The sequence below is a fragment of the Kitasatospora sp. NPDC059571 genome, from assembly GCF_042735675.1.
GTDB lineage: Bacteria > Actinomycetota > Actinomycetes > Streptomycetales > Streptomycetaceae > Kitasatospora.
On sequence record NZ_JBHWBW010000666.1, the window covers coordinates 1 to 3,192 of the forward strand.

Sequence of the window (3,192 nt, forward strand, 5' to 3'; positions counted from 1 at the left end):
CCGGGGCGATTCACTCGCCCCGGCCGCCCCGTCGTGCTGCAGCGTCGCGTCCCGCGCGCCTCAGGCGCAGGTGGGGCACAGGCCCCGGTAGGTGACCTCGACGTCGTACACGGTGAAGCCGAAGCGCTCCTCGGCCGGGAGGTCGGCCAGCGGGTCGCCGGTCGGGTGGACGTCGCGGATGGTGCCGCAGCTGGAGCAGACCAGGTGCTGGTGCGGGCGGTGCGCGTTGGGGTCGTACCGCTTGGCCCGCCCGTCGGTGGCGACCTCGATGACCTCGCCCAGCGTGACCAGCTCGCCGAGCGTGTTGTACACGGTCGCCCGGGAGATCTCGGGCAGCCGCTGCGCCGCGCGGGCGTGCACCTCGTCGGCGGTGAGGTGCACGTGGTCGCCGTCGAGGACCTCCGCAACGACACGCCGCTGGGAGGTGAGTCTCCAGCCGCGCCCTCGCAGTCGCTCCAGCAGGTCACTCATATCGGTTCACCTATTCAGGTTCAGTGGGATGCGCGGAGTTTACCAGCGGGCGTCCGGGATCCGATCGGATATGGGTCTGGTGTCCTTCTTGACTTGGACTCTGTCCATTGTAGGATCGGTTCTGTTGATAGCCAAGGGACAGGACGACTCCGGAACGGCAGGGGATGACGACGTGACGGAGAGACCGCCGTGGAGACGCACGGTGCCGGTCCGCCGGTGACGGCGAGCCGCCCGGCGCGGCACGCGAGGTCGCACGTGAAGCCCCCCACGCGCTTCACCGCGACGGGGCCGCCGCGCCGCGACGAGTGCGGTCCGGCGGGCCTTCGCCACGTGCGCGGCGCGCCGTGGCAGTGTCGACCGCGCCGTCCGTACCGCCGTTTGCCCGGCCGTGCCCGGCTCCCGCGTCCGGTGTGCCCCTGTCCCTACCCTCCGCAGTCGAGCACTGCGACCCGCCCAGTTCGGAAGGACTCCCATGTCTGAGAACCACGACGCACTCGTCACCGACGCCAAGGCCGAGGGCGCAGGCGGCTGCCCGGTCGCGCACGGGCGCGCCCCCCACCCGACGCAGGGCGGCGGAAACCGCCAGTGGTGGCCGGAGCGCCTCAACCTCAAGATCCTCGCCAAGAACCCGGCCGTGGCCAACCCGCTCGGCGAGGAGTTCGACTACGCCGAGGCGTTCCGGAGCCTCGACCTGCCGGCCGTGAAGCAGGACATCGCCGAGGTCCTGACCACCTCGCAGGACTGGTGGCCCGCCGACTTCGGCCACTACGGCCCCTTCATGATCCGGATGGCCTGGCACAGCGCGGGCACCTACCGCATCAGCGACGGCCGCGGCGGCGCCGGCGCCGGCCAGCAGCGCTTCGCCCCGCTCAACAGCTGGCCGGACAACGCCAACCTCGACAAGGCCCGCCGCCTGCTGTGGCCGGTCAAGAAGAAGTACGGCCGGAACATCTCCTGGGCCGACCTCATGATCCTGGCCGGCAACGTCGCACTGGAGTCGATGGGCTTCACCACCTTCGGCTTCGCCGGCGGCCGCGAGGACGTCTGGGAGGCCGAGGAGGACGTCTACTGGGGCCCCGAGCAGACCTGGCTCGGCGACGAGCGCTACAGCGGCGAGCGCAACCTGGAGAACCCGCTCGGCGCCGTCCAGATGGGCCTCATCTACGTCAACCCGGAGGGCCCGAACGGCAACCCGGACCCGATCGCCGCGGCCCGCGACATCCGCGAGACGTTCCGCCGGATGGCGATGAACGACGAGGAGACCGTCGCCCTCATCGCGGGCGGCCACACCTTCGGCAAGACCCACGGCGCGGGCCCGGCCGACAGCGTCGGCGCCGACCCGGAGGCCGCGCCGCTCGAGGAGCAGGGCCTCGGCTGGAAGAGCAGCTACGGCACCGGCAAGGGCAGCGACGCGATCACCAGCGGCCTGGAGGTCACCTGGACCGCCACGCCGACGCAGTGGGGCAACGGCTTCTTCGACAACCTGTTCGGCTACGAGTGGGAGCTGACCACCAGCCCGGCCGGCGCCCACCAGTGGGTCGCCAAGGACGGCGCCGGCGCGGGCACCATCCCGGACGCCTACGACCCGGCGAAGAGCCACGCCCCGACCATGCTCACCACCGACCTGTCGCTGCGCTTCGACCCGGTCTACGAGCCGATCTCGCGGCGCTTCCACGAGGACCCGGCCGCCTTCGCGGACGCGTTCGCCCGCGCCTGGTACAAGCTGACCCACCGTGACATGGGCCCGGTCGCCCGCTACCTGGGCCCGGAGGTCCCCTCCGAGGTGCTGCTGTGGCAGGACCCGGTCCCGGCGGTGACGCACGAGCTCGTCGGCGCCGAGGACATCGCCTCCCTCAAGGAGCAGGTCCTCGCCTCCGGCCTCTCGGTCTCCCAGCTGGTCTCCACCGCGTGGGCCTCGGCCTCGTCCTTCCGCGGCAGCGACAAGCGCGGCGGCGCCAACGGCGCGCGGATCCGCCTGGAGCCGCAGCGCGGCTGGCAGGCGAACGACCCCGACCGGCTCGCCACGGTGCTGCGCACCCTGGAGGGCATCCAGGAGTCCTTCAACGCCGCCCACGCCGGCGGGAAGCAGATCTCACTGGCCGACCTGATCGTGCTCGCCGGTGCGGCGGGCGTCGAGAAGGCCGCGAAGGACGCCGGCCACGACGTCCGGGTCCCGTTCACGCCGGGCCGCACGGACGCCTCGCAGGAGCAGACCGACGTCGAGTCGTTCGCCGCTCTCGAGCCGGGCGCCGACGGCTTCCGCAACTACCTCGGGAAGGACAGCCGGCTGCCCGCCGAGTACCTGCTGCTCGACAAGGCGAACCTGCTGACCCTGAGCGCCCCCGAGATGACCGTCCTGGTCGGCGGCCTGCGCGTGCTGGGGGCCAACCACGGGCAGTCGCAGCACGGCGTCCTCACCACGGCCCCCGGCTCGCTGACGAACGACTTCTTCGTCAACCTGCTCGACCTGGGCACCACCTGGACGGCGGCCAACGGCGACGCGAACACCTTCGAGGGGCGCGACGCCGCCACCGGCAAGGTCCGCTGGACCGGCACCCGGGTCGACCTCGTCTTCGGGTCGAACTCCGAGCTGCGGGCTCTCGCGGAGGTCTACGCGAGCGACGACGCCAAGGAGAAGTTCGTCAACGACTTCGTCGCGGCGTGGGCCAAGGTCATGGAGCTGGACCGGTACGACCTCGCCTGATCCACTCACCGTCCGGG

General features: G+C 71.9%; 2 protein-coding genes. One reads left to right on the top strand and one right to left on the bottom strand.

The features are described 5' to 3' along the window. Window positions 1-60: 60 nt before the first annotated feature. On the bottom strand, window positions 61-471 hold the full coding sequence (locus tag ACFV0G_RS37510; RefSeq protein ID WP_380557742.1) for a Fur family transcriptional regulator: 411 nt from the start codon (window positions 469-471) through the stop codon (window positions 61-63). 472 nt (window positions 472-943) lie between these two features. On the opposite strand from ACFV0G_RS37510, the gene katG reads away from it, so the two are divergent. Next, complete coding sequence (katG, locus tag ACFV0G_RS37515; protein ID WP_380557745.1) at window positions 944-3,175, top strand: catalase/peroxidase HPI; 2,232 nt, start codon at window positions 944-946, stop codon at window positions 3,173-3,175. Window positions 3,176-3,192 lie beyond the last annotated feature (17 nt).